Annotated in this window: 24 protein-coding genes and 1 tRNA gene; all 25 read left to right on the forward strand. The window is 56.0% G+C overall.

The features are described from left to right. Window positions 1-186: 186 nt before the first annotated feature. Entirely contained in the window at window positions 187-1,926 is a 1,740-nt protein-coding gene (locus FHR98_RS10605) for an ABC transporter substrate-binding protein (RefSeq protein ID WP_183416659.1), read from the forward strand. Between the two features lie 112 nt (window positions 1,927-2,038). After that, the gene (locus FHR98_RS10610) at window positions 2,039-3,106 is read left to right on the forward strand and encodes an ABC transporter ATP-binding protein (protein WP_183416660.1); all 1,068 of its coding nucleotides are present in this window, start codon (window positions 2,039-2,041) and stop codon (window positions 3,104-3,106) included. Between the two features lie 58 nt (window positions 3,107-3,164). Further along, a complete protein-coding gene (locus FHR98_RS10615; protein ID WP_183416661.1) occupies window positions 3,165-4,232 on the forward strand; it encodes an ABC transporter ATP-binding protein in 1,068 nt (355 codons plus the stop codon). Window positions 4,233-4,242: 10 nt separating this feature from the next. Then, window positions 4,243-5,106, forward strand: coding sequence for a carbohydrate ABC transporter permease (locus FHR98_RS10620; RefSeq protein WP_183416662.1), 864 nt, complete (start codon window positions 4,243-4,245; stop codon window positions 5,104-5,106). Beyond that, window positions 5,106-5,906: a carbohydrate ABC transporter permease gene (locus FHR98_RS10625; protein WP_183416663.1), complete on the forward strand. Its 801-nt coding sequence runs from the start codon at window positions 5,106-5,108 to the stop codon at window positions 5,904-5,906. Before FHR98_RS10620 ends, FHR98_RS10625 begins: the two co-directional genes overlap by 1 nt. Window positions 5,907-5,931: 25 nt before the next feature. After that, the gene (locus tag FHR98_RS10630) at window positions 5,932-6,216 is read left to right on the forward strand and encodes a DUF2160 domain-containing protein (RefSeq protein WP_183416664.1); all 285 of its coding nucleotides are present in this window, start codon (window positions 5,932-5,934) and stop codon (window positions 6,214-6,216) included. A gap of 110 nt (window positions 6,217-6,326) precedes the next feature. Further along, on the forward strand, window positions 6,327-6,848 hold the full coding sequence (locus FHR98_RS10635) for a thermonuclease family protein (RefSeq protein ID WP_183416665.1): 522 nt from the start codon (window positions 6,327-6,329) through the stop codon (window positions 6,846-6,848). Window positions 6,849-6,959: 111 nt separating this feature from the next. Next, window positions 6,960-7,036 (forward strand) — tRNA-Asp (locus FHR98_RS10640). 160 nt (window positions 7,037-7,196) lie between these two features. After that, entirely contained in the window at window positions 7,197-8,075 is an 879-nt protein-coding gene (locus FHR98_RS10645; protein WP_183416666.1) for a sulfotransferase family protein, read from the forward strand. Window positions 8,076-8,313: 238 nt separating this feature from the next. Further along, complete coding sequence (locus tag FHR98_RS10650; protein WP_183416667.1) at window positions 8,314-8,679, forward strand: NADH-quinone oxidoreductase subunit A; 366 nt, start codon at window positions 8,314-8,316, stop codon at window positions 8,677-8,679. Beyond that, window positions 8,670-9,224 carry a NuoB/complex I 20 kDa subunit family protein gene (locus tag FHR98_RS10655; RefSeq protein WP_183416668.1) on the forward strand — a complete coding sequence of 185 codons (555 nt, stop codon included), beginning with the start codon at window positions 8,670-8,672 and terminating at the stop codon, window positions 9,222-9,224. Before FHR98_RS10650 ends, FHR98_RS10655 begins: the two co-directional genes overlap by 10 nt. Window positions 9,225-9,256: 32 nt before the next feature. Further along, window positions 9,257-9,892, forward strand: a complete 636-nt coding sequence (locus tag FHR98_RS10660; RefSeq protein WP_183416669.1) for an NADH-quinone oxidoreductase subunit C — start codon at window positions 9,257-9,259, stop codon at window positions 9,890-9,892. Continuing rightward, a complete protein-coding gene (locus FHR98_RS10665; RefSeq protein ID WP_183416670.1) occupies window positions 9,892-11,070 on the forward strand; it encodes an NADH-quinone oxidoreductase subunit D in 1,179 nt (392 codons plus the stop codon). Before FHR98_RS10660 ends, FHR98_RS10665 begins: the two co-directional genes overlap by 1 nt. Then, window positions 11,067-11,696: an NADH-quinone oxidoreductase subunit NuoE gene (gene nuoE / locus FHR98_RS10670; RefSeq protein WP_183416671.1), complete on the forward strand. Its 630-nt coding sequence runs from the start codon at window positions 11,067-11,069 to the stop codon at window positions 11,694-11,696. The genes FHR98_RS10665 and nuoE overlap by 4 nt, the downstream gene beginning before the upstream one ends. Then, on the forward strand, window positions 11,696-12,985 hold the full coding sequence (gene nuoF, locus FHR98_RS10675; RefSeq protein WP_183416672.1) for an NADH-quinone oxidoreductase subunit NuoF: 1,290 nt from the start codon (window positions 11,696-11,698) through the stop codon (window positions 12,983-12,985). The genes nuoE and nuoF overlap by 1 nt, the downstream gene beginning before the upstream one ends. A 6-nt stretch (window positions 12,986-12,991) precedes the next feature. Continuing rightward, complete coding sequence (gene nuoG, locus FHR98_RS10680) at window positions 12,992-15,052, forward strand: NADH-quinone oxidoreductase subunit NuoG (protein WP_183416673.1); 2,061 nt, start codon at window positions 12,992-12,994, stop codon at window positions 15,050-15,052. Beyond that, complete coding sequence (gene nuoH / locus FHR98_RS10685; protein ID WP_183416674.1) at window positions 15,045-16,055, forward strand: NADH-quinone oxidoreductase subunit NuoH; 1,011 nt, start codon at window positions 15,045-15,047, stop codon at window positions 16,053-16,055. Before nuoG ends, nuoH begins: the two co-directional genes overlap by 8 nt. A 21-nt stretch (window positions 16,056-16,076) precedes the next feature. Then, entirely contained in the window at window positions 16,077-16,565 is a 489-nt protein-coding gene (gene nuoI / locus FHR98_RS10690; RefSeq protein WP_183416675.1) for an NADH-quinone oxidoreductase subunit NuoI, read from the forward strand. Window positions 16,566-16,668: 103 nt separating this feature from the next. Beyond that, on the forward strand, window positions 16,669-17,283 hold the full coding sequence (locus tag FHR98_RS10695) for an NADH-quinone oxidoreductase subunit J (RefSeq protein ID WP_183416676.1): 615 nt from the start codon (window positions 16,669-16,671) through the stop codon (window positions 17,281-17,283). 1 nt (window position 17,284) lies between these two features. Further along, window positions 17,285-17,596, forward strand: coding sequence for an NADH-quinone oxidoreductase subunit NuoK (gene nuoK / locus FHR98_RS10700; RefSeq protein WP_183416677.1), 312 nt, complete (start codon window positions 17,285-17,287; stop codon window positions 17,594-17,596). A gap of 10 nt (window positions 17,597-17,606) precedes the next feature. Further along, window positions 17,607-19,535, forward strand: a complete 1,929-nt coding sequence (nuoL, locus tag FHR98_RS10705; protein ID WP_183416678.1) for an NADH-quinone oxidoreductase subunit L — start codon at window positions 17,607-17,609, stop codon at window positions 19,533-19,535. A gap of 10 nt (window positions 19,536-19,545) precedes the next feature. After that, entirely contained in the window at window positions 19,546-21,072 is a 1,527-nt protein-coding gene (locus FHR98_RS10710; RefSeq protein WP_183416679.1) for an NADH-quinone oxidoreductase subunit M, read from the forward strand. 15 nt (window positions 21,073-21,087) lie between these two features. Beyond that, window positions 21,088-22,545, forward strand: a complete 1,458-nt coding sequence (gene nuoN / locus FHR98_RS10715) for an NADH-quinone oxidoreductase subunit NuoN (protein ID WP_183416680.1) — start codon at window positions 21,088-21,090, stop codon at window positions 22,543-22,545. A gap of 12 nt (window positions 22,546-22,557) precedes the next feature. Further along, window positions 22,558-23,367 carry a biotin--[acetyl-CoA-carboxylase] ligase gene (locus FHR98_RS10720; protein ID WP_183416681.1) on the forward strand — a complete coding sequence of 270 codons (810 nt, stop codon included), beginning with the start codon at window positions 22,558-22,560 and terminating at the stop codon, window positions 23,365-23,367. After that, window positions 23,367-24,137 carry a type III pantothenate kinase gene (locus FHR98_RS10725; RefSeq protein WP_183416682.1) on the forward strand — a complete coding sequence of 257 codons (771 nt, stop codon included), beginning with the start codon at window positions 23,367-23,369 and terminating at the stop codon, window positions 24,135-24,137. Before FHR98_RS10720 ends, FHR98_RS10725 begins: the two co-directional genes overlap by 1 nt. Window positions 24,138-24,155: the final 18 nt, after the last annotated feature.

The raw sequence follows: 24,155 nt of genomic DNA on the forward strand, positions 1-24,155 counted from the left end.
TTTTGCGGAAACTGGCCTTCTGGCTTACTTCCTATGCGTTTTTCGCTATCTAATCGTTTGGCAACGACGCTCGACGAGACGAAAACCTGCGCGCTTGTTCGCGGGATGATTGACTTTGCGGCCCAGTTCGTTTGCAGTCATTGGACAAATAAAAAGACGCTGTAAACCGTACAGGGAGGAAACAAGATGCGCCGAAAGTTACTTGTGTCAGCATTAACCGCTGCTGTGTTCGCCTATGCCGGGCCCAGTTTTGCGGGTTCGGCCGAGGCCGAGAAGTGGGCGAAGGACGAGTTCCAGCCGACGACACTATCCGCTGAAGAGCAGAAAGCGGAACTGCAATGGTTCGTCGATGCGGCAAAGCCCTTTGCAGGGATGGAAATCAACGTTCTGTCTGAAACAATTCCAACCCACGAGTACGAATCCAAAGTCCTGACGAAGGCCTTCGAAGAGATTACCGGGATCAAGGTTAATCATCAGCTACTTGGTGAAGGTGAAGTCGTTCAGGCCGTGCAAACCCAGATGCAAACAGGTCGGAACCTCTACGACGCTTACATCAATGATTCCGACTTGATTGGGACACACTCTCGCTTGCAGCTGGCGGTCAATCTCACTGACTGGATGGAGGGCGAGGGCAAGGATGTCACGTTGCCGACCCTTGATGTTGATGATTTCATTGGCAAATCCTTCACGACCGGTCCGGATGGAAAGCTCTATCAGCTTCCCGACCAGCAGTTCGCCAATCTTTACTGGTTCCGTTACGACTGGTTCGAGCGCCCCGATCTGAAGGCTAGGTTCAAGGAAGCTTACGGTTATGACCTTGGCGTGCCGGTTAATTGGTCAGCCTACGAGGACATCGCCGAGTTCTTCTCTGAGAAGGTCAAGGAGATCGATGGGGTTCGTGTTTACGGCCATATGGACTATGGCAAGCGTGCGCCGGACTTGGGTTGGCGCATGACGGACGCCTGGCTGTCGATGGCCGGCGCCGGCTCTAAAGGATTGCCGAACGGGCGCCCGATCGACGAGTGGGGCATTCGCATGGAAGAGAATTCCTGCAACCCTGCAGGTGCGTCAATCTCGCGTGGCGGCGGCACGAACGGGCCAGCGGCTGTCTATGCGATCCGTAAATGGGACGAGTGGCTGCGCAAGTACGCGCCTCCAGGCGCGGCAGACTATGATTTCTATCAATCCTTGCCGGCGCTTGCGACCGGCAACGTAGCCCAGCAGATTTTCTGGTACACGGCTTTTACCGCAACGATGGTTGCGCCTAAGAGTGAAGGCAACAACACGGTCGATGACGCCGGAAAGCCTTTGTGGCGCATGGCGCCATCGCCGCACGGCCCTTATTGGGAAGATGGGCAAAAGCTCGGCTATCAGGATGCAGGTTCCTGGACGTTGTTCAAATCAACGCCGGTTGATCGTCGTAAGGCCGCTTGGCTTTACGCTCAGTTCACGGTCTCCAAATCGGTTTCGCTCAAGAAGAGCCATGTCGGTCTGACCATCATCCGCGATTCCGATATTCGCCATCAGTCCTTTACCGACCGGGCACCCAACTTGGGCGGCTTGGTGGAATTCTATCGCTCGCCGGACCGGGTGAACTGGACTCCAACGGGCGTCAACGTACCTGACTATCCCAAGCTGGCGCAGCTTTGGTGGCAGAACATTGGTGACGTCAACTCCGGCGCATTCACGCCGCAAGAGGCTATGGATCGTCTGGCCGAGCAGATGGACCAGGTTATGGCGCGTATGCAGCAGGCCGACGAACGTGCCGGAACTTATGGTGGTTGTGGACCGCGCCTGAACGAGGAGATGGATGCGGCCGCCTGGCTTGGCAAGCCGGGTGGACCGAAAGCTCTGTTGGCAAACGAGAAGCCGCAGGGTGAGACCATCCCCTACGATGAGTTGGTTGCCCGCTGGAGCGCCAACTAAAAGCCAGACAGTGTGCGTCGTGGCCCGAAGTTCCGACAAGGGGCTTCGGGTCCGGCGCACCTGTCATGGCTTTCTCGAATATACTGTCCTCCAAGGGGGCTTGCTTACCACCATGGCTCTGGAACTCAGGAACGTCGTCAAGCGTGTCGGCGCCGAAACCCACATATATGAAACGTCGCTGATGCTGAAGGAGGGGGGCTTTAACATCCTCCTCGGCACCACGTTGTCGGGCAAGACGACGCTCATGCAATTGATGGCTGGCCTGGAGCGTCCAACCTCGGGCGAGGTGTGGTTCGAGGGCCGCGACGTCACCGGCGTTGCGGTTCAAAAGCGTAACGTATCGATGGTCTATCAACAGTTCATCAATTATCCAAACCTGTCGGTGTTCGAGAACATAGCCTCACCGCTGCGCGTTGCGCGCTTGAGCGAACCCGAGATCAGGTCCCGCGTTGCGGCGATGGCCGAACTGTTGCGGCTAACCCCGATGTTGCAGCGCCGGCCAAGCCAGCTATCCGGTGGTCAACAGCAGCGCACTGCGTTGGCGCGTGCTCTGGTGAAGGATTCCGATTTGGTTTTGCTGGATGAACCACTAGCGAACCTGGACTATAAGTTGCGCGAGGAACTACGGGACGAGCTTCCGAAACTTTTCGCCGATAGAAACTGTACCGTGGTTTACGCGACGACGGAGCCCACCGAGGCATTGCTGCTGGGCGGCCATACCGCGACTCTTGATGAAGGCAGGGTAACTCAGTTCGGGGAAACGTCGGAGGTCTATCGCAAACCGTGGGATCTGCGCTCGGCGCGGGTCTTCTCCGATCCACCGATCAACACGGCACCCGTTGCCAAGCAAGGGGCCGAGTTTGTACTGAACGAGGCTGTGCGCTGGCCGGTGGGCGAGCGCTTTGCCGGGTTGCCGGAAGGGCGCTACACCGTTGGGATCAGACCGCATCATTTGTCACCAACACCGCAATCTGAACGCGCCATAGCGATCGAAGGTCGGGTTCAGGTGACCGAGCTCAGCGGCTCCGAGAGTATCGTTCATTTTTCCGTAGAGAAGGGCGCCTGGGTATCGCAAGCCCACGGCATTCATGCGTTTCGCGTGGGAGAAACCGCGCGTTTGTTCATCGATGTCTCCCAGTGCCTTTACTTCGATCAGGACGAAAAGCGGATCACGCTATGACAGACGGCCTGGAAAAGAGCGTTTCTTGTTTCGCATCGCAAGGTAGGGAGGCGCTCTAATGGCGATGCTCGAATTGAAGGACCTGAGACACAGTTATGTGAAGCAGCCCGAGGCAGAGGACGATTGGGCGCTCAAGCAGGTCGACATGCGCTGGGAAGACGGCGGGGCCTATGCCCTTCTTGGGCCATCGGGCTGCGGTAAGACCACTTTGCTCAACATAATCTCGGGGTTGGTGCGACCGACGGAGGGGCGGGTTTTTTTTGGCGAGCGTGACGTGACTGATTTACCGACAGACGAACGAAACATTGCTCAGGTGTTTCAGTTTCCGGTGATCTACGACACGATGACGGTATACGACAACTTGGCTTTTCCTCTGCGCAACAGGGGCGTAGCCGCACCCGAGGTTGATAGCCGGGTTCGTGAGATAGCGGCCATGTTGGACCTAACGGAGATGCTGGCGCGGCGGGCTTCCGGGTTGACGGCAGACGGCAAGCAAAAGATTTCGCTTGGCCGCGGGTTGGTTCGAGCCGACGTGAGTGCAATCATGTTCGACGAACCGCTGACGGTTATCGATCCTCACTTAAAGTGGCTCCTGCGCTCGAAATTGAAGGAACTTCATCAGGAAGTCGGCGCAACCATGATCTATGTGACTCACGATCAGACCGAGGCTTTGACATTTGCCGATCAAGTGGTGGTGATGCACGAGGGCAGGGTCGTGCAGTTCGGCACGCCGGTCGAACTTTTCGAGCGGCCCCGCCATACCTTTGTCGGGCATTTCATCGGTTCTCCCGGCATGAACCTTTTGCCCTGCGAACTGGACAACGGCAGGCCGCAGTTCTTTGGGCATAGTATCGAAACCGGGTCCGGCGCGCTTGCCACAACGGATGTGGCCGCGCTTGAAATCGGCGTAAGGCCGGAGTTCGTTTCCTTCGCCGAAGAAGGCATTCCGGTGGAGGTTATAAAAGTCAGCGATGCGGGCCGCTACAGTGTGGTGGAGACCCGACACCGCGATGTAATCATCAAGCTGTTGCTTCAGGAGGGCGAGAGAATTCCCTCCGAGAAGGCGGCTGTGCGTTTTGATCCCGGCCATACCTGGATTTACGCGGACGGATGGGTGCAGTCATGAGGCGTAGCCGATGAAGAAAACCGTTAATCAAAAGGCTTGGTTCTTTGTGCTGCCTGTCGTCTTGCTGGTGGCCTTCAATGCCATCATCCCTTTGATGACGGTGGTGAACTATTCGGTTCAAGAGACTTTTGGCGACAATATTTTCTTCTGGGAAGGGGTCACGTGGTACGAGCAAATTCTCCATTCCGACCGATTCCATGACGCGCTTTTGCGCCAACTCCTTTTTACCGGCATCATTCTGGTTATCCAGATCCCTTTGGGGGTCGCAATCGCGCTCGCCATGCCGCGTAAAGGCCCTTGGGTGTCTGTCTGCTTGGTCTTGATGGCGCTACCGCTGCTGATCCCCTGGAACGTGGTCGGCGCTATCTGGAATATCTTTGCTTTGCCGGATATCGGCCTGCTGGGCCGCTCCATCAACGCACTGGGATTCGATTACAATTATACCCAGGACCCATTGGCGGCCTGGGCAACCGTGGTCCTGATGGATGTTTGGCACTGGACGTCCTTGGTCGTGTTGCTGGCCTATGCAGGACTGATTTCAATCCCCGATGCCTACTATCAAGCGGCCAAGATTGATGGCGCTCATGCCTGGGCGGTATTTCGCTATATTCAGCTCCCAAAAATGAAACGTGTCCTAACGATCGCCGTACTGCTGCGCTTCATGGACAGCTTCATGATTTATACAGAGCCGTTCGTATTGACCGGCGGCGGTCCGGGCAACGCAACGACGTTCCTATCCATTGATCTGGTGAAGATTGCCTTGGGGCAGTTCGATCTTGGCCCAGCGGCCGCGATGTCGCTTATCTACTTCCTGATTATCCTGCTGCTGAGTTGGGTTTTCTATACCCTGATGATGCGGAATGAGGAGCAGTGATGAGACGTTTTACCTGGCTTGTGCCGACGCTCTACATCTTCTTTCTGATGCTGCCAATCTATTGGCTGCTCAACATGTCGTTCAAAACAACGAACGAGATTCTGGGCGGATTCTCGCTCTGGCCGCAGGAGTTCACGCTAGAGAATTACATTAAAATTTTCACCGATCCGACCTGGTACAACGGCTACATCAATTCAATTCTGTATGTCGGCCTGAACACGGTGATTTCGGTCTCGGTGGCGCTGCCGGCGGCCTACGCCTTTTCACGGTACCGGTTCCTCGGCGACAAGCACCTGTTCTTCTGGCTCCTGACTAACCGCATGGCCCCTCCGGCAGTTTTCGCCCTGCCATTTTTCCAACTGTATTCGGCTGTCGGCCTATTTGATACGCATATCGCCGTCGCCCTGGCTCATGCCCTTTTCAACATTCCTCTTGCCGTGTGGATTCTCGAGGGGTTCATGTCGGGAGTGCCCAAGGAGTTGGACGAGACGGCCTATGTCGACGGGTACTCCTTCTGGCGCTTTTTCTTTAAAATTTTCGTGCCGACGATCACTGCCGGTATTGGTGTCGCCGCTTTCTTCTGCTTCATGTTCTCCTGGGTAGAACTGCTTTTGGCAAAAACCCTGACGTCTGTCGCAGCTAAACCTATAGCGGCCACGATGACACGAACGGCCAGCACCTCCGGGTATGAATTGGGATTACTGGCTGCGGCAGGCGCTCTAACCATCGTGCCGGGGGCGTTTGTTATCTATTTCGTCCGCAACTACATTGCCAAGGGCTTTGCCCTCGGGCGGGTTTAGGCAAGAGAGCGGGGAGGCTAGAGCGATGTTTTCACTTTCCTGGATGGCCTGGACCCTTCCCACTGCGGCGTTTTTCGTCTTTATCGTCTGTTGCCTCGCCGGCATGGCGGTGTGGGAGCATTACGTCCCCGGAGGCTCGCCGCGCCGAGGCGTGCTTGGGCTGGAAACCACCCGCGGGGATCGGTTGTTCATTTCCCTGATCGGTGCTGCCTATGTATTCCTCGGTTGGTTATGGGTAATGGGTACGCCGCTTTGGGCGCCTTTGGCACTTTCTATTCTGCTTGCCTTCGCAGTGTTCCGTTGGGTCTGAAGCCGTCTTTAGTTTCACGCAACTGTGTTTTCACTTGATGGAGCCGGAGGCTGCCGTCCCCTGTGGAATACCATAGTCTCTCAGCTTGATGGTCGAGCGGAGTCCACCCCTTGTCGCTACTCAGTTGGTCCGTTCTGATATTCCTACTCGCGCTTGCAGGGTGCGCCGTGCCGAACGCCGAGAGACAGCTGGCCGAGCCGCCACTGGAGGTCGGTCGGGTTATTTCAGGCGAGGTATCTGTGGTCCGAGCGGATGTCTTGCGGATTGAGGGCCACGAACTTGCGCTTGTCGGGATTCTGGCTCCGCCGGTCGGACAGCGTTGCATTCGACCGGGCGGCAAGCGTTTCGACTGCGGTTTGATAGCTCAAACGGCATTGATGGACCTGACGGCGGGTGCGACGGCTCATTGTCGAATCGCACCTGGAACCGATGATGCGGGGCTACAATATGCCCGCTGCAGTATTCAGGGATATGATCTTTCGGAAGGCATGGTCTACACGGGCTGGGCGATCGCTTGGCCGCGCACCTTGCAACCTCTTCGCAGGCTTGAAGCAGGAGCCCGCAAGGATCGGCGTGGTATGTGGAACGGACGATTCGTGCCAGATTGGTTGCCTTCATTGGAGGGGGTATAGGGCAGTGTGAAAAAAAGCCTCCGGGAAATTGCCCCTAGTTGCTTGACAGGGGTGGGGGGCTAGAGTAGACCACGCCTGCGCCGCGGCAGAGCGGCGCGCCCTTCAAAGTAAGGGGGTGTAGCTCAGTCGGTTAGAGCGCTGGCCTGTCACGCCAGAGGCCGCGGGTTCGAGTCCCGTCACTCCCGCCACTTTCCCTAAACAAGATTGAATCCCCAGCCGTTCCGCGTAGGCTTTTCCGTGAAAGACGGCATATGGCCAGCGTCGCTTTCTTCAATTGGTGGCTCCGTTGTGGTACAGGTCTATCGATGGCGCATAACAATATAAGAAGCGCCGGAAAGTCGGGGGGCGTTGGATACTTTCTTCGTACTGCTAGGAGCTCAGAAAGCGGGAACGAGTTGGCTCGGTCGTGTGCTTTCCGCACACCCCGACGTCTTTATGCCTGCCACTCAGGAAATTCACTACTTCGACACTAAACACGGGTTTTATGACAAGAATGAAACCTTATACCGTCGCCTGGGGTATGTGGAGCAGCGTCTCGCAAAGGCGGAAGCAGCCTCTCCGGAGAATGTGGCCAGCATAGTTGAGCTACGGGATCAGATAGAGATGCTGATCGACGCCGATTCCGACGACGCCTACCGGGCGTTTTTTGAGCGCTTTGGCAATGGCTACAAAGTTTGTGGGGAGAAAACGCCAAACTACAGCGTGCTGCCTCAAACAGCGTTCGATGAAATGGCGCGGGTTTACCCGGACGCCCGAATGATGTTCATCCTCCGCAATCCTGTGGACCGTTTTTGGAGCCAGTTTAGGTTCCATGCCGATAGAGCGGAAAAGTCCGGTCGCCGCTTGAGCAGATTCACCGATCCCTTCGCCGCCCTTCGCCGAGGCTCTTTTGCGGTGAAGAGCGATTATCCGGCGGTCTTACGCAAAATGTTGTTCGCGACCGGGCGGGATCGCTGCTTCATTGAATACTATGAGAGAATTACCAATCTGCCCGATGCTGTTCGAGCGCTCTTTGAGTTTTTGAACCTGAGGCCAATTCCAACGCAGGAATTGGAGACTTGGCAGGCGCGCAAGGTCAATACGAGCCCTGCAATGGAAATGCCTGAAAAACTTCGTCGTGCCGCCGTTCAGGAGTTAAGGCCAGTCTATGATTATGTATTTTCGCATATGGCAGGCGAGCCTCCCGCACAGTGGCTGCGAGATTATAACACCGCTTTGCCCGACTAGCCGCTCCTCGGCTCTGCTTCGGGTCATAGGGTCGGGGCATAAAATTTTTCTCTCTTTGCGCCTTGCAGCGCTGTCGCACGTCGCTATAGTCGGCGCCGCGGGAACTATGGCACACCGTCGCGTGAAGCCTTAGTCTAGCAAGTGAGGCGCCGCCTTGGATCGCCCTCTGGACGAAGGCGCCGAACTTGGCTATTCCCTGTGGCGCCTTGGTCACCGCACGGGCCGTTGGAGCAATAGAATGAATGAGTTCTTGGTCGAATATCTGCCGGTATTGATTTTCATCGGAATAGCCATTGGGCTTGCCGCTGTGATGGTGGGTGCTTCATACGTCGTTGCGCCGCAACGGCCCGACGCGGACAAACTGTCGGCCTACGAATCCGGATTCGAAGCTTTCGACGATGCGCGGAGCCGTTTCGATGTGCGGTTCTACCTCGTCACATTGCTATTTATTATATTCGATCTTGAAATCGCTTTTCTGTTTCCCTGGGCAGTGAGCCTTGGCGAAATAGGTGTCTTTGGGTTCTGGTCGATGGTGATTTTTCTCGGCGTTTTGACGATCGGGTTTGTCTACGAGTGGAAAAAGGGAGCGTTGGAATGGGAGTGAAAATCCCCGTCGTGGCTGCAAATGAAGCGCCCTTGGCTCCCGGCGTCCAACAGGATGCCCTTTTAAAGACCGTGACCAACGAGTTGGAAGACAAAGGGTTCGTCGTCGCGCAACTGGACAAGCTGGCTGCTTGGGCGCAATCCGGGTCGCTTTGGCCCATGACCTTTGGGTTGGCCTGTTGCGCCGTGGAAATGATGCATACCGCCTGTAGTCGTTATGATCTGGATCGATTCGGGATGGTGTTCAGACCGAGCCCGCGGCAGTCGGATGTGATGATCGTGGCCGGCACTTTGTGCAATAAGATGGCGCCCGCACTGCGCAAGGTCTACGACCAGATGGCCGAACCGCGCTATGTGATTTCGATGGGCTCCTGTGCCAATGGAGGGGGGTATTACCACTATTCCTACTCTGTTGTGCGTGGATGTGACCGAATCGTACCTGTTGATATTTACGTACCCGGCTGTCCGCCAACCGCCGAGGCGCTGCTCTATGGCGTTTTACAGTTGCAGAAGAAGATACGTCGGCAGGGCGGCCTGTCCCGCTAATCGTTTCAACCCGGGAAATGAGAAGGGCTTTCATGCTAGAAGCCTTGAAAGAGCTGGCAGATTACCTTGAGGCGAGCAGGCCTCGTGAGGTCTTGCGCAGCGAAATTGCATACGACGAGCTGGTGATTTGGACCGGTAAGGACGGGCTGGTTAAGCTGATGAGCTTCCTGCGCGATGATCAGAACTGCAAATTCAAGCAGATTTCCGACATCACTGCGGTCGACTACCCGGCCCGTGAACAACGTTTCGAGCTCGTCTACAACCTGTTGTCCTTTGCCCACAACATGCGGCTGCGCGTCAAACTTGCCGTGGGCGATGAAGAGTCCGTGCCTTCGCTGACACCGCTTTATCCCGGCGCGAATTGGTTCGAGCGAGAAGTATGGGACCTCTTTGGTATTTATTTTGATAACCACCCGGACTTGCGCCGCATCCTCACGGATTATGGATTTGAAGGCCATCCTTTGCGCAAGGATTTCCCGCTGACCGGCCATGTCGAATTACGCTACGACGAAACGCAAAAGCGGGTTGTCTACGAACCTGTCAAGTTGGTTCAGGATTTCCGCACCTTCGATTTTGTGAGTCCATGGGAGGGAATGTTGCGCTTGCCCGGTGATGAAAAGGCGGAGAAACCGGCCGCGAGCAAATCCGGTAAGGAGGGGGCATCCTGATGGCTGAAACTAAAATCCGCCCCTTCACGCTTAATTTCGGTCCTCAACACCCCGCAGCGCACGGTGTATTGCGTCTTGTTCTGGAAATGGACGGTGAAGTCATCGAGCGCGCCGATCCTCACATCGGATTGTTGCACCGGGGGACGGAAAAGCTCATCGAATACAAAACCTACCTTCAGGCGGTGCCGTATTTTGATCGGTTGGACTATGTCGCACCGATGTCGCAAGAACACGCCTTTAGTCTGGCAACCGAGAAATTGCTAGGGATCGAAGTGCCGCTGAGAGGGCAGTACGTCCGCGTGCTGTACTGCGAGATATCAAGGATTTTGAATCACCTGCTGAACGTCGCGACTTTCGCGCTGGACGTTGGCGCTATGACGCCGATTCTCTGGATGTTCGAAGAACGTGAAAAGCTCATGGAGTTCTACGAGCGGGCATCGGGAGCGAGACTTCACGCCGCCTATTTCCGTCCGGGTGGCGTGCATCAAGACCTGCCTGCCAGTTTGCTGGCCGATATTGCGACCTGGTCCAAAGGGTTTGAGAAATTGCTGGACGATGTCGAGGATCTGTTGACCGACAACCGTATATTCCGCCAGCGGACTGTCGATATCGGGGTGGTTACCGCGGACGATTGCTATGCTTGGGGCTTTAGCGGACCGATGCTGCGAGGTTCGGGCGTGGCCTGGGATCTTCGAAAATCGCAACCCTATGAGTGCTATGAAGACTTGGATTTTGATATTCCGGTCGGCAAGAACGGTGACTGCTTCGATCGTTACTTGGTTCGCATGGAAGAAATGCGCCAGAGCCACCGAATTATCGTGCAATGTCTGGAAAAAATGCCTGATGGACCGGTTTCGGTTACCGATAACAAGATCGTGCCCCCCAAGCGCGGGGAGATGAAACGTTCAATGGAGGCCTTGATCCATCACTTCAAGCTCTATACCGAGGGCTATCACGTCCCTCCCGGTGAAACCTATACGGCGGTCGAGGCGCCGAAAGGTGAGTTTGCGGTGTTCCTGGTATCGGATGGCTCGAACAAGCCCTACCGATGCAAAATCAGGGCACCCGGATTTGCACACCTTCAAGCTATGGATTTTATGTGCAAGGGCCACATGCTGGCGGACTCGGTGGCCATTTTGGGTGCTATGGATATTGTTTTTGGGGAGGTAGACCGATGAACCTCAAGATTACCTCCTACCCGGCGCCCAAAACGGACGGCTTTGTGTTCTCTTCGGAGAATCTCGCCAAGGCCAAGGATTACATGGCGCGTTACCCGGAAGGGCGGCAGGCCAGCGCCGTAATTTATCTGCTCTACCTTGCGCAGGTACAAAACGGCAATTGGGTTTCAGACGCCTGTATCGAATATGTTGCCGAGCTTTTGGAGATGGCACCGATCCGGGTCTATGAAGTCGCCAGTTTCTACACGATGTTCAACCGCAAACCGGTCGGCAAGTACCTCGTCCAGGTTTGCCGGACGACGCATTGTTGGCTCAATGGCTCTGACGCTATTGCCAAAGCTTGTTTGGAGGCTGCGGGCACAACGCACCTGGGCGAAACCAGCAGCGACGGAATGGTGACGGTCCGTGAGGTCGAGTGTCTGGGCGCTTGTTGTAATGCGCCGATGTTTCAGGTGAACGACCGTGATTACTACGAAGACCTGACACCCGAACGGGCTCAAGAAATTGTTGCTGCATTAAAGCGTGACGAGACGGTTCAGCCTGGGTCTCAAAAAGGGCGGTTGGCGTCGGTGCCTGAAGGTGGCCCGACGACCTTGCAAGCGACTTTCGGGAAGGAGGGCGCCTGATGCTTTCCGATAAAGACCGCGTATTTTTGAACCTTTATGGACAGCAGGACTGGGGGCTGAAGGGTGCGCAGAAACGCGGCATCTGGGACCAGACCAAGAAGTTGCTTGATTTGGGGCCGGAAGGAATCGTCGAGCAAATCAAAGCATCCGGACTGCGTGGGCGCGGGGGCGCAGGCTTTCCGACGGGTCTCAAGTGGTCTTTCATGCCCAAGCAGAGTGACGGGCGCCCGAGCTATCTGGTGGTCAACGCCGATGAATCCGAGCCTGGGTCCTGCAAGGACCGCGAGATCATGCGCAATGACCCGCACATGCTGTTGGAAGGCTGTCTTGTTGCCGGTTTCGCGATGCGCTGCGCAAAAGCCTACATCTACGTCCGCGGCGAATACTGGGAGCCTTGGTGCAGGCTTGAGGCGGCCGTGGCGGAGGCGCGCTCTGCCGGCTTGCTAGGTAAGAACGCCTGCGGTTCCGGCTATGACTTCGATATCGAAATACATCGCGGTGCGGGCGCATATATCTGCGGCGAGGAAACTGCGTTAATCGAATCTCTCGAAGGCAAGAAGGGTCAGCCACGGTTGAAACCGCCGTTCCCGGCGGCAGTTGGGCTCTATGGCTGTCCTTCGACGGTCAACAATGTTGAAACCATCGCTGTTGCGCCGACCATTTTGCGGCGCGGCGCTGAGTGGTGGAGCGGTTTGGGACGGCCGAACAATACCGGCACCAAGATTTTCTCGATATCCGGTCACGTGAATCAACCGTGCAATGTCGAAGAGGAAATGGGGATTCCGCTCAAGGAGTTGATCGAAAAGCACGCTGGCGGCGTGCGGGGCGGTTGGGACAACCTGCTGGCGGTGGTGCCTGGGGGCTCTTCGGTGCCCGTCATTCCCAAGGATATTTGCGACAGCGTTTTGATGGATTTCGATTCGCTGCGTGAAGTTAAGTCCGGTCTGGGTACGGCGGCTGTGATGGTGATGGACAAGTCGACGGATATCGTCGAAGCCATTGCGCGTTTCAGTCACTTCTACATGCATGAATCCTGCGGTCAGTGCACACCGTGCCGTGAAGGTACGGGTTGGATGTTCCGGGTCATGACGCGCATGGTCGAAGGTCGGGCTGACGTGTCGGAAATCGATAGCCTGCTTGATGTGAGCTATCAGGTGGAAGGGCACACGATCTGCGCGCTGGGCGATGCCGCGGCTTGGCCGGTTCAAGGGCTGATCAGGCATTTCCGGCCGGAACTTGAAAAACGAATTGTCGCTTACAAGAAAGCCCGCCAGACGGCGGCGGAGTAGGGCTTCATGCCGAAAATCACGGTAGATGGCGTTGAAATTGAGGTCCCCGCAGGGGTAACAGTCCTTCAGGCCTGCGAAATGGCGGGCAAGGAAGTGCCGCGCTTTTGCTATCACGACCGCTTGTCCATTGCGGGCAACTGCCGCATGTGTCTGGTTGAGATGGAAAAAGCTCCCAAGCCCATCGCCTCCTGCGCGATGCCGGTTGGTGACGGCATGGTCATCCGGACCGATTCGGAAAAGGTAAAAAAAGCCCGCAAGGGTGTGATGGAATTCCTGCTGATCAACCACCCGCTCGATTGCCCGATTTGCGATCAAGGCGGCGAGTGCGATTTGCAGGACCAAGCCATGGCATATGGCTTTGATCGCAGCCGATATGAGGAAAACAAGCGGTCGGTTCCAGAGAAGTACATGGGGCCGTTGATAAAGACAATCATGACCCGCTGCATTCACTGCACGCGCTGTGTTCGTTTCTCAACGGAGATTGGCGGCGTGGAGCAGATGGGGCTGTTGAACCGTGGTGAAAACGCTGAAATCACCAGCTTGGAGCAGGCAGTCAATTCGGAGCTTTCGGGCAATGTCGTGGATGTCTGTCCGGTGGGCGCGCTTACCAGCCGCCCTTATGCTTTTCATGCGCGCCCTTGGGAACTGCGCAAGACGCAGAGCGTTGATGTTATGGACGCGGTTGGCTCCAACATTCGTGTCGATGTCCGAGGTCGTGAAGTTCTACGTGTCCTGCCGCGCCTGCATGAGGGCATCAACGAAGAGTGGATTCACGATAAGACCCGGCACGCTATTGATGGCCTCAAGAGGCGCCGTCTCGACCGTCCCTATGTACGCCGTGACGGAAAGCTGCAGCCAGCGACCTGGGACGAAGCCTTTGATGCGATCATTGAGGGCTTTAAGGGCTTGGGTGGCGATGAACTGGCAGCTATTGCCGGGGACCTTTGTGACGTGGAATCCATGCTCGCTCTAAAGGATTTCATGAGCGGTCTTGGCTCTACCAACATCGATTGTCGACAAGACGGTGCCAAGATCGGTAACGGCCCTCGCGGAAGTTATATTTTCAATACCTCGATCGCTGGGATTGAAGAGGCAGATGCTTGCTTGATCGTGGGCAGCAACCCGCGATGGGAAGCGGCCATGGTTAATGCCCGCATCCGCAAGCGGTTCTTGAAAGGTCGCTTTCCGATCGGTTTGATTGGACCGGAAGTCGATCTGACATATGACTATGCGCATCTGGGTGAGGACCCGAGCGCTCTGGCCGCGCTTGCCAAGGGCAAAAGTGATTTTGCCAAGGTTCTCGATCAAGCCGAGCGCCCGATGATCGTTCTGGGTTCCGGCGTGTTGGCGCGTGCTGACGGCGACGCCTTATTGGCTTTGGCCCGGGAGGTCGCCGAACGTTACGGCATGGTGAGCGACAACTGGAACGGCTTTAATGTTCTGCAGCGCGCGGCCAGCCGTGTCGGCGGTTTAGATATAGGCTTCTTGCCCGGCGAAGGTGGCCGCGACCTGGCAGGTATCCTCGCAGGCTGTAAGGCGGGTGATGTCAAGGCCGTGTGGCTGTTGGGTGCGGACGAAATTCCGGCGAATCAACTGGGCAATGCCTTCGTCGTCTATCAAGGCCACCATGGCGACGCCGGGGCGCATCGCGCCGATGTCATCCTGCCGGGTGCGGCTTACACCGAGAAGAATGGTACCTATGTGAACACCGAAGGCCGGGTACAACTGGGCCGTCTAACGGTGTTTCCTCCCGGACAAGCGCGCGAGGACTGGACGATACTGCGCGCGCTGTCCGAACGCCTTGGGGAGCCTTTGCCATACGATAATCTTGGGCAACTGCGTCAACGGATGATCGAAGTGAATTCGGTTTTCGGATCGCTTGATCAGATCGCTCCCGGGGCTTGGGGTGTGTTTGGCAAAGCAGGGACCGTGAACAAGGAGCCCTTCAGCCTACCGATCGAGAATTTCTACATGACGGACCCGATATCAAGATCGTCAGAGACCATGGCGGCCTGTAGCGAGGCCTTCGTCTGGAAGACAGGGGAGGCGACCGGGACCCATGGTTGAATTCTGGAGCGGCTACGCCTGGCCGACAATCTATATCGTCCTGCAGATTCTGGCGATCGTTGTTCCTTTGTTGGTAGCCGTCGCTTATCTGACCTATGCCGAGCGCAAGGTCATCGCAGCGATGCAGCTTCGCAAGGGCCCCAACGTCGTCGGCCCGCTCGGTTTGCTGCAGCCGTTAGCCGATGGCGTGAAATTGCTGTTCAAAGAGACGATTCTGCCGGTCGGCGCGAACAAGGTTGTGTTCATGGCAGCGCCGATGCTGACCTTTGCACTGGCAATGGTGGCATGGGCCGTGATTCCCGTCGGTGAGGGGTTGGTGATCGCCGACATCAACGTCGGTATCCTCTATCTTTTTGCGATCTCCTCCCTTGGTATCTATGGCGTTTTGATGGCCGGTTGGGCCTCGAACTCCAAATACCCCTTCTTAGGCGCGCTCCGCTCGGCTGCGCAGATGGTGTCCTACGAAGTTTCCATGGGCTTCGTCATTATCACAGTGTTGCTGTGTGTTGGTTCGTTGAACCTGACAGCGATCGTGGAGGCACAGCGAACCGTCTGGTTTGCCTTACCGCTGCTGCCGATGTTCGTGATCTTTTTCGTGTCGGTGCTGGCGGAGACGAACCGGGCGCCATTTGACCTGCCGGAAGGCGAGTCGGAATTGGTGGCCGGCTATTTCGTCGAGTACTCAGCGATGAGCTTCGCACTCTTCTTCCTCGGCGAATACGCGAACATGATCCTTATGAGTGCGATGGTGTCCATCCTGTTTCTGGGCGGTTGGTTGCCGATCATGGACATTGCGCCGTTTAACTGGATTCCGGGGCCCATTTGGTTCGCCGGTAAGATTGCCTTGGTTTTGTTCTGCTTCCTTTGGGTGCGTGCTACCTTCCCGCGCTATCGCTACGACCAATTGATGCGCCTGGGATGGAAAGTATTTTTGCCCCTATCGCTGATTTGGGTCGTGCTGACGGCGGGCGTACTGGTGGCTTTCGATTGGGTGCCCGCATGACGATGAAAGAGGTTTGATCCAATGGCCTTTGTAGAGCGTAGCGTCAAATCGCTGTTCCTGTTGGAGTTGCTCTCCGGGATGTGGCTCACCCTGCGGTATTTCTTCAAGCCGAAGGTGACATTGAACTATCCCCACGAGAAGGGGCCGCTGAGCCCGCGATTCCGGGGGGAGCATGCCTTGCGCCGTTATCCGAACGGCGAGGAGCGTTGTATCGCCTGTAAGCTTTGCGAAGCGGTTTGTCCTGCGCTGGCGATTACCATCGAGGCGGAGCCGCGTGAAGATGGCAGCCGTCGTACGACGCGCTACGACATCGACATGACGAAGTGCATTTACTGTGGTCTTTGCCAGGAGGCTTGCCCGGTAGACGCTATTGTCGAAGGGCCAAATTTCGAGTTTGCCGCCGAGAACCGCGAAGAGCTTTTCTATAACAAAGAAAAGCTTCTCGAAAATGGCGATCGTTGGGAACAGGAGATCGCTCAGAATTTGGCGTTGGATGCACCCTATCGGTGATCGGCAGCCAGATGACAGAGATGGGCCGGCCCGAGGGATGAGTCGGTGACTAGGAAAGGAACGGTATTTTGTTTGTCGTGAGAGAGAGGAAGGGCAGCCGGTCATGATCGTACAAGCCCTGGTTTTTTATCTCTTCGCCGCGATCACGGTGGCTTCGGCCGTAATGGTAATTGCGGCGCGAAATCCCGTGCATTCGGTCCTTTTCCTAATCCTTGCCTTCGTAAACTCGGCCGGATTGTTCGTTCTGATGGGCGCCGAGTTCTTGGGGATGATCCTGATTGTTGTATATGTCGGCGCGGTGGCGGTGTTGTTCCTTTTCGTCGTGATGATGTTGGATATCAACATCGTCGAGTTGCGGCAGGGGTTCCTTCAATACCTGCCTATCGGAGCTCTTGTAGGCCTGATCCTGCTGCTGGAGTTGGTCTTGGCACTGGGTGCGTGGGTTGTTTCGCCGGAAGCGGTCGCTGTCGCGCAACTGCCGATACCGCCCTTGTCCGAGGCCAGTAACACCCGGGCCTTGGGGCGTATCCTCTACACGGACTACATTTACCTCTTCCAAGCTGCGGGCTTGGTGCTGCTGGTTGCCATGATCGGCGCCATCGTACTGACCCTGCGCCAGCGCGAAGGCGTGCGACGTCAGTCGATCTCACAACAGGTTTCGCGCAAAGTCAGCGATTCCGTGGAGGTCAAGAAAGTCCCAAGTCGGAGTGGGGTGTGATATGTGGGAAATTGGCTTATCGCATTACCTCACGCTGGCGGCGATCCTTTTTACCCTGGGGATTTTCGGCATTTTCCTGAACCGCAAGAACGTAATCGTCATTCTGATGTCTCTCGAGCTGATGTTGCTGGCTGTTAACATCAACTTCGTGGCTTTTTCCACTCATCTGGGGGATCTGGTCGGTCAGGTGTTCACCATGATTGTCTTAACGGTTGCCGCTGCTGAAGCGGCGATCGGTTTGGCCATTCTGGTGGTCTATTTCCGAAACCGTGGGTCGATCGCGGTTGAAGACATCAACATGATGAAGGGCTGAGGCGCTAGCCATGGAATTTCTGATCGTCTTTTTGCCGTTGTTGGGCGCCATCATCGCGGGTTTCTTCGACAAGCGTATCGGTGACCGTGGTGCACAGCTTGTGACCTGCAGTTTTCTGGTGCTCGCTGCGCTGCTGTCCTGCATCACCTTTGCCTCTGTAGCCTTCGGCGACGAAAAGGTGCGTCTTGTCGAGCTCTTCACCTGGATTGACAGCGGGTCATTCGAGGCATCCTGGGCGCTGCGGATCGATACGCTTTCAGCTGTCATGCTCGTGGTGGTCACGGTCGTGTCCGCCATGGTCCATATCTACTCTGTTGGCTACATGAGCCATGACAAATCCAAGCCGCGTTTTTTCAGTTATCTCAGCCTCTTCACATTTTTCATGTTGATGCTGGTGACCGCCGATAATTTCGTGCAGATGTTCTTCGGTTGGGAAGGCGTGGGGCTGGCATCCTATCTGCTGATTGGTTTCTGGTACGAGCGTCCTAGCGCCAATGCCGCGGCAATAAAGGCTTTCTTGGTCAACCGGGTTGGTGATATCGGTTTTGCCCTGGGCATTGCCGGTGCCTTTTTGTTGCTCGGTACGGTCAATTTCGAACAGGCCTTTCAGATCGTCCCACAGTATGCCGACCATCAACTCGGTTTCCTGGGGTTTGAAGGCCATGCGCTCACAATCATATGCTTGTTGCTCTTCATCGGCGCCATGGGTAAATCCGCGCAACTCGGCCTACATACCTGGCTGCCCGATGCCATGGAGGGGCCGACACCCGTTTCAGCCCTGATCCATGCAGCGACCATGGTGACGGCAGGGGTCTTCATGCTGGTCCGGCTTTCGCCCATTTTCGAGTATGCGCCTGATGCGCTGACCGTCGTGACCATTGTCGGCGCCTGCACGGCCTTCTTTGCAGCCACTGTCGGCACGACGCAGAACGATATCAAGCGCGTGATCGCCTATTCGACCTGTTCGCAGCTTGGTTACATGTTCTTCGCGATTGGTGTGTCGGCTTATGGTGCGGCGATATTCCACCTGGCAACTCATGCTTTCTTCAAAGCATTGCTTTTCTTGGGTGCTGGGTCGGTCATCCATGCGGTGTCCGACGAGCAGGATATGCGCAAGATGGGCGGTTTGTGGAAGACCATTCCCTATACCTATGGGTTGATGTGGATCGGCTCGTTGGCATTGGCCGGTATTCCGCCTTTCGCAGGTTTCTTCTCCAAGGACATGATCTTGGAGGCGGCTTACGCAGCGCATACCGGGGCAGGGCAGTTTGCTTTCTGGGCCGGCGTGATCGCCGCCTTCCTGACGGCGTTCTATTCCTGGCGCCTTCTGCTCATGACCTTCCACGGTAAGTACCGCGGTGACGCTCATGTGTTTGAGCATGCCCATGAATCGCCAAAGGTGATGTTGATCCCATTGATGGTGCTGGCGAGCGGTGCCGTTTTGGTGGGTTACGTTGCCTATGACTGGTTCGTCGGAGATGGTCGTGAAGCGTTCTGGGGTGCATCCATACTTGCGCTTGAAGATGTTATCGAAGAAGCGCACCACGTTCCGACCTGGGTCAAGATCTTGCCGCTGGTCGTCGCGGTTTCCGGTATTGCCACTGCTTATCTGGCCTACAGCGTAATGCCCGGCTTGCCTGCCCGGTTCGTTTCGGCAGCGCGGCCGCTTTACCTGTTCTTGCTCAACAAATGGTATTTCGACGAGCTTTACGATTTTCTCTTCGTACGACCGGCGAGAGCTTTGGGCCGAGGACTGTGGCAGACGGGCGATGTTCTGTTGATAGATGGTTTGGGTCCCAACGGTGTTGCGAGCGTTGCTCGGGGTATCGCGCAACGCGTGGCCAAGGTTCAAAGCGGTTACGTCTATCACTATGCCTTTGCCATGCTGATCGGGGTGGTGTTCCTGGTTAGCTGGTATCTCTTGACTCGGATTGGATGAGGCGAAAGTTATGCAAGGTTGGCCAATTCTTTCGCTAGTAACCTTCCTGCCGCTGGTAGGGGCTGCTTTCATCCTGTTTGTGCGGGGTGATGAAGAGGTTGTTGCGCGCAACGCCCGTTATGTCGCGCTCTGGACATCACTTATCACGTTTGCCTTGTCGCTCTTCCTTTGGTTCGATTTCGAACGAGGCACTGCCGAGTTTCAGTTTGTCGAACGCATTGAATGGTTGCCGACCTTTGGTATCGCCTACAAGGTTGGAGTCGACGGTATTTCGGTGCTCTTCGTGTTGTTGTCGACCCTGCTGACGCCGCTTTGCGTGTTGGCGAGTTGGGAATCGATCACAAAGCGCGTTAAGGAGTACATGATCGCCTTCCTGGTTCTGGAAACCATGATGGTGGGCATGTTCTGCGCACTCGACTTCATCACCTTCTACATTTTCTTTGAGGCCGTGCTGATTCCGATGTTCCTGATCATCGGTGTTTGGGGCGGTCAGCGCCGTGTGTACGCCGCCTTTAAGTTTTTTCTCTATACGCTGGCGGGTTCGGTGTTGATGCTGCTGGCAATTCTCGCGATTTATCTGGAAACCGGGACCACAGATATTCCAACCTTGCTGACAAGTCGCATTCCTTTCGACATGCAGATCTGGTTGTGGCTGGCCTTCTTCGCTTCCTTTGCCGTCAAAGTGCCGATGTGGCCGGTTCATACCTGGTTGCCGGACGCCCACGTGGAGGCACCGACGGCAGGCTCTGTCATTCTGGCAGGCGTGCTCTTGAAGATGGGTGCTTATGGGTTCCTGCGCTTCTCCTTGCCGATGTTACCAGAGGCCAGCCAATTCTTCATGCCGTTGATCTTTACCCTTTCCATCGTCGCCGTGATTTACACATCACTGGTTGCCTTGGCACAGGAAGACATGAAAAAGCTGATTGCCTACTCGTCAGTCGCGCACATGGGTTTCGTGACGGTCGGCATTTTCGTGGTCAATCAACAGGGCCTTGAAGGCGCTATTTTCCAGATGCTTTCGCATGGTGTGGTCTCGGCGGCTCTCTTCCTCGTCGTCGGTGTCGTCTATGATCGTTTGCACACGCGCGAAGTTTCCCGCTACGGCGGTCTTGCGGAAACGATGCCGGCGTATGCACTAATTTTTATGGCTTTCATGCTTGGTTCCGTGGGGCTGCCGGGCACGTCTGGCTTTGTTGGCGAGTTCCTGGTCATCGTCGGCGCTTTCCAGCACAACACCTGGGTCGCGCTGTTGACGGCAAGCGGCATGGTGCTGGGTGCGGCCTACATGCTCTATCTCTATCGCCGCGTTATCTTCGGCAAGTTGACCAAGGAGGATCTAAAGAGCCTCGCCGACCTAAGTTGGCGTGAGCAGGCAGTCTTTGCGCCACTTCTGGTCATCATGCTGTGGATGGGTGTCTATCCGGCGAGTTTCCTCGACATCATGTCGGCTTCGGTGGAAAACCTGATCTCTAATTACGAGCTGGCGCTGGCCGGGAGCGATGCGCCCCGCCTTGCTGCCGTGTTCGGCCTAAACTGAGGGAAAGCGTAGCCTATGATTGCCGACCTCGAACTAACTCGCGCCCTTCCGGAATTGTTCCTGGCAGTTGCCTCAATGGGGCTATTGATGCTGGGCGTTTTCCACAAAAAGGGAACAGCAGATACGACGCTCTGGCCATCCGTGGGCGTTCTCACTTTGGCTTTGTTGCTGTTGTGGTTTCAGCCGGAACCGGCGGGGCTCGCCTTCAACGGCCTGTTCGTGATTGATGGCTTTGCGACGTTCATGAAGTCGCTGGTGTTGATTGGCGCGATTGGCGCGATGTTCCTGTCACTTCGATACGTGGCGGAGCAGGGCATGGACCGCTTCGAGTTCCCAGTACTACTCGTCCTTTCCAGCCTTGGCATGCTGATGATGATTTCTGCCGGCAATTTAATGTCGCTCTATGTCGGTCTGGAGCTTCAGTCGCTGGCGCTGTACGTGGTTGCCGCCTTTCGGCGTGACAGCCAGCGGTCGACCGAGGCGGGCTTGAAGTACTTTATTCTGGGCGCCCTTTCGTCGGCAATGCTGCTCTACGGCTGCTCTCTGGTATATGGCTTTGCAGGCGCGACTGATTTCGTCGTGCTCGCCAATGTCTTTGAGGCGGCTGCCGCCTCTGGTGAAGCACCCTCCCTCGGCCTGATCATCGGTGTGGTCTTCGTCATGGCGGGTTTGGCTTTCAAGATTTCCGCCGTGCCTTTCCATATGTGGACACCTGACGTTTATGAAGGCGCGCCCACAGCGGTTACGGCTTTCTTTGCGACCGCGCCGAAGGTAGCGGCGATGGCACTGTTCGTGCGTGTCTTGATTGGGCCTTTTGGCGATTTGATCGACCAGTGGCAGCAGATCGTAATTTTCATTTCCATCGCTTCGATGACTCTTGGCGCTTTTGCGGCGATACAGCAGACCAACATCAAGCGTCTGATGGCTTATTCCTCTATTGGACATATGGGCTACGCACTGGTGGGGCTTGCTGCGGGCAGCGAGCAGGGTGTCCAGGGGATCATGATCTATATGGCGATCTATCTGGTCATGAACCTGGGAACCTTCGCGGTGATCTTGTCTATGCGTCATCAAGGCCGCATGTTGGAGGGAATCGACGACTTACGGGGGCTTTCCAAGACCAATCCAATGGTGGCGCTTGCAATGGCGATTTTCATGTTTTCCATGGCTGGAATTCCGCCGCTGGCGGGCTTCTTCGGAAAGCTGTATGTCTTTATGGCCGCGATCAATGCTGAGCTTTACACACTCGCGGTGATTGGTGTTCTGGCATCAGTCGTAGGAGCCTTTTACTACCTTCGAATCATCAAGCTCATGTACTTTGATGAGCCTGTCGAAAGTCTAGATGAACCGCCGGGAAGGCCACTGGGACTGGTGTTGCTGGCGACTGCTGTGGCAATAGTCTTCTTCTTCGTTGTTCCGGGGCCGTTGGTTGAAACCGCGGGTAGCGCAGCAGCTTCACTCTTTGCCGGCTGAGGAGAAAAATCTATGAGCGACGCGCCTGAAACACCCAAGCTGGCGCCTGCGTTTCGCTTAGTTGCCCTGGAAAAGATTGGGAGCACGAACGAGGAAGCTCGGCGTCTTGCCGAGGAGGGCGCTGAAGAGGGCACATTGGTTTGGGCTCTTGAGCAGACTGCCGGGCGCGGGCGACAGGGTCGAAACTGGCAGAGCCCTCCTGGGAATCTGTATTTTTCAATTATCCTGAGACCGGACCGCCCGCTACGGGAGGCATCGCAACTTGGTTTTGCAGCCTCTCTCGCCATGGGCGATGCCATCGGTTCCGTAGCTCCACCACTGATCGAAATCACCTACAAATGGCCGAATGACATTCTGGCGAATGGTCGGAAGCTTGCGGGTATGTTGATGGAAGGCAAGGGCGATGCGGATGGCTACCTGGAATGGATGGTTCTGGGGATGGGGGTGAACATCAGCTCTTTTCCGAAGGACACGGAATTTCCCGCGACCGGGCTGCGGTTCGAGGGTGCTGATTCCTCCCTGACCGAGGTGGTTTTGCTGGAACGCTTTACACGGCATTTCATGTCGTGGGTGAACCGCTGGCTAGAGGACGGCTTTGCGCCTCTTAGGAAAACCTGGCTACTGCACGCGCATGGGCTGGGCCAGGATATTCGTGTGCGTTTACCAAATGAAGTCACCACTGGTTTGTTTGAAGACCTTGATGAGGAGGGTCGCCTGATCGTCCGAATGGCCGACAATAGTACGCGCCGAATCTCAGTGGGCGATGTTTTTTTCGGTTCCTCTGAGAACCCGGAAATCTCCGGTGAGGGAGTGCGTGGCTGATGCTGTTGGCCATTGATTCAGGCAACACCAACGTCGGGTTCGCCATCTATGATGGTGATCGGCGTTGTGGATACTGGCGCGCGTCAAGCCAGGCAAACCGGACCGCTGATGAGTACGCCGTTTGGTTGACCCAGTTGATGCAGCTCGACGGGCTTGCCTCGCAAGATATTTCGGCCGCAATAATCGCCAATGTGGTGCCACCGGCGAACTATGCCCTGATCAGCCTTTGTCGCCGTTACTTTCGCGTCCAACCCCTGATGGTGGGACAGCCCGATGTGAAGATCGGTGTCCCCATCCGCGTTGATCGCCCCGAACAGGTTGGCGTAGACCGCTTGGTAAACTGCGTGGCTGCGCAGGAGCGCTACGGCGGACCCCTGATCGTGATTGATTTCGGCACTGCTACGACATTCGATATCGTTGGTCCAGACGGAGCCTATGAAGGGGGTGTCATAGCGCCCGGGATCAATTTGTCTATCGATGCCCTATATCGGGCAGCCGCTCAACTACCCAGGATTGTTGTCGATAAGCCTGCGACCGTCATTGGCAAAGCGACGGTTCCGGCCATGAAATCGGGTGTTTTCTGGGGCTACATAGGTTTGATAGAAGGTCTTGTGGCGCGCATCCAAGCGGAATACGGCCAACCAATGAAAGTAATTTCCACGGGCGGCCTTGCACCGCTGTTCTCGGAGGCGACAGACGCCATCGGCATGGTAGACGGTGACTTGACGCTTCGCGGATTGCAGCTTATCCACGCGCTCAACAATAATTAAAGTATAAGATAAGAAATT

Origin of the sequence: Limibacillus halophilus (genome assembly GCF_014191775.1) — a bacterium.
Classification (GTDB): domain Bacteria; phylum Pseudomonadota; class Alphaproteobacteria; order Kiloniellales; family CECT-8803; genus Limibacillus; species Limibacillus halophilus.

Excerpts from the sequence above, each read along its gene's own strand:
- FHR98_RS10605 (WP_183416659.1), top strand. The coding sequence starts at position 187 with ATGCGCCGAAAGTTACTTGTGTCAGCATTAACCGCTGCTGTGTTCGCC.
- FHR98_RS10610 (WP_183416660.1), top strand. The coding sequence starts at position 2,039 with ATGGCTCTGGAACTCAGGAACGTCGTCAAGCGTGTCGGCGCCGAAACC.
- FHR98_RS10615 (WP_183416661.1), top strand. The coding sequence starts at position 3,165 with ATGGCGATGCTCGAATTGAAGGACCTGAGACACAGTTATGTGAAGCAG.
- FHR98_RS10620 (WP_183416662.1), top strand. The coding sequence starts at position 4,243 with ATGAAGAAAACCGTTAATCAAAAGGCTTGGTTCTTTGTGCTGCCTGTC.
- FHR98_RS10625 (WP_183416663.1), top strand. The coding sequence starts at position 5,106 with ATGAGACGTTTTACCTGGCTTGTGCCGACGCTCTACATCTTCTTTCTG.
- FHR98_RS10630 (WP_183416664.1), top strand. The coding sequence starts at position 5,932 with ATGTTTTCACTTTCCTGGATGGCCTGGACCCTTCCCACTGCGGCGTTT.
- FHR98_RS10650 (WP_183416667.1), top strand. The coding sequence starts at position 8,314 with ATGAATGAGTTCTTGGTCGAATATCTGCCGGTATTGATTTTCATCGGA.
- FHR98_RS10655 (WP_183416668.1), top strand. The coding sequence starts at position 8,670 with ATGGGAGTGAAAATCCCCGTCGTGGCTGCAAATGAAGCGCCCTTGGCT.
- FHR98_RS10660 (WP_183416669.1), top strand. The coding sequence starts at position 9,257 with ATGCTAGAAGCCTTGAAAGAGCTGGCAGATTACCTTGAGGCGAGCAGG.
- FHR98_RS10665 (WP_183416670.1), top strand. The coding sequence starts at position 9,892 with ATGGCTGAAACTAAAATCCGCCCCTTCACGCTTAATTTCGGTCCTCAA.
- nuoE (WP_183416671.1), top strand. The coding sequence starts at position 11,067 with ATGAACCTCAAGATTACCTCCTACCCGGCGCCCAAAACGGACGGCTTT.
- nuoF (WP_183416672.1), top strand. The coding sequence starts at position 11,696 with ATGCTTTCCGATAAAGACCGCGTATTTTTGAACCTTTATGGACAGCAG.
- nuoG (WP_183416673.1), top strand. The coding sequence starts at position 12,992 with ATGCCGAAAATCACGGTAGATGGCGTTGAAATTGAGGTCCCCGCAGGG.
- nuoH (WP_183416674.1), top strand. The coding sequence starts at position 15,045 with ATGGTTGAATTCTGGAGCGGCTACGCCTGGCCGACAATCTATATCGTC.
- nuoI (WP_183416675.1), top strand. The coding sequence starts at position 16,077 with ATGGCCTTTGTAGAGCGTAGCGTCAAATCGCTGTTCCTGTTGGAGTTG.
- FHR98_RS10695 (WP_183416676.1), top strand. The coding sequence starts at position 16,669 with ATGATCGTACAAGCCCTGGTTTTTTATCTCTTCGCCGCGATCACGGTG.
- nuoK (WP_183416677.1), top strand. The coding sequence starts at position 17,285 with ATGTGGGAAATTGGCTTATCGCATTACCTCACGCTGGCGGCGATCCTT.
- nuoL (WP_183416678.1), top strand. The coding sequence starts at position 17,607 with ATGGAATTTCTGATCGTCTTTTTGCCGTTGTTGGGCGCCATCATCGCG.
- FHR98_RS10710 (WP_183416679.1), top strand. The coding sequence starts at position 19,546 with ATGCAAGGTTGGCCAATTCTTTCGCTAGTAACCTTCCTGCCGCTGGTA.
- nuoN (WP_183416680.1), top strand. The coding sequence starts at position 21,088 with ATGATTGCCGACCTCGAACTAACTCGCGCCCTTCCGGAATTGTTCCTG.
- FHR98_RS10720 (WP_183416681.1), top strand. The coding sequence starts at position 22,558 with ATGAGCGACGCGCCTGAAACACCCAAGCTGGCGCCTGCGTTTCGCTTA.
- FHR98_RS10725 (WP_183416682.1), top strand. The coding sequence starts at position 23,367 with ATGCTGTTGGCCATTGATTCAGGCAACACCAACGTCGGGTTCGCCATC.